Origin of the sequence: Pararcticibacter amylolyticus (assembly GCF_003130405.1) — a bacterium.
In the GTDB taxonomy this organism is placed as follows: domain Bacteria; phylum Bacteroidota; class Bacteroidia; order Sphingobacteriales; family Sphingobacteriaceae; genus Arcticibacter; species Arcticibacter amylolyticus.
The window spans coordinates 1-836 of sequence record NZ_QEAS01000085.1 but is presented as its reverse complement, the minus strand read 5'-3'; the positions used below and the strand labels follow the sequence as shown (position 1 = coordinate 836).

At 52.8% G+C, this 836-nt stretch carries 1 protein-coding gene; it reads right to left on the bottom strand.

Annotation, left to right across the window (positions count from 1 at the left end):
* Positions 1-836, bottom strand: an 836-nt coding sequence (locus DDR33_RS26215) for an MBG domain-containing protein (RefSeq protein WP_317047478.1), incomplete at both ends; no start/stop codon positions are given.

The following is an 836-nucleotide window of genomic DNA, read 5'->3' as shown; positions in this document are numbered from 1 at the left end:
TAACTCACTGTCAGTGCCGGATTTGCAGCTCCGTAGATCCTGCTCTTATTGTCGGCAGTGATCGTCAGCATCGCTTTACCAACTGTCAGCGTGCCATCCACGTACGTGAAGTCGTAGTTTGCTGAAGCGGCACCGCTGGCCACGATCGGGTAAGTGCCTGCTGCTGACGCCGCGGTTGCTGTCGTTGAAACAGAAGGTACTGTTATAGATGCCGGCGTATCGCCGTTTACAAAACCCGAATAACTCACTGTCAGTGCAGGGTTTGCAGCTCCATAGATCCTGGTCTTATTATCTGCGCTGATTGTCAGCATTGCTTTACCAACTGTCAGCGTGCCATCCACATACGTGAAGGTATAGTTCGCCGAAGCGGCACTACTGGCCACGATCGGATAAGTACCCGCTGCAGAGCCAGTCGTTGCAGTCGTGGAAACAGACGGAGCTGTAATAGATGCCGGCGTATCGCCATTGACAAAGCCGGAATAAGTCACCGTCAATCCGGGGTTCACTGCTCCGTAGATCTTAGTCTTATTGTCAGCAGTGATCGTCAGCACCGCCTTGCCTACCGTCAGCACACCGTTCACATACGTGAAGTTATAGTTTGCAGAAGTGGCTCCGCTGGCTGTGATCGGGTAAGTACCCGCAGCAGATGCGGTTGTGGCTGCTGTTGAAACAGATGGTGCTGTTATAGAAGCCGGGGTGTCGCCATTCACAAAACCGGAATAACTCACTGTCAGTGCCGGATTTGCAGCTCCGTAGATCCTGCTCTTATTGTCGGCAGTGATCGTCAGCATCGCTTTACCAACTGTCAGCGTGCCATCCACGTACGTGAAGTCGTA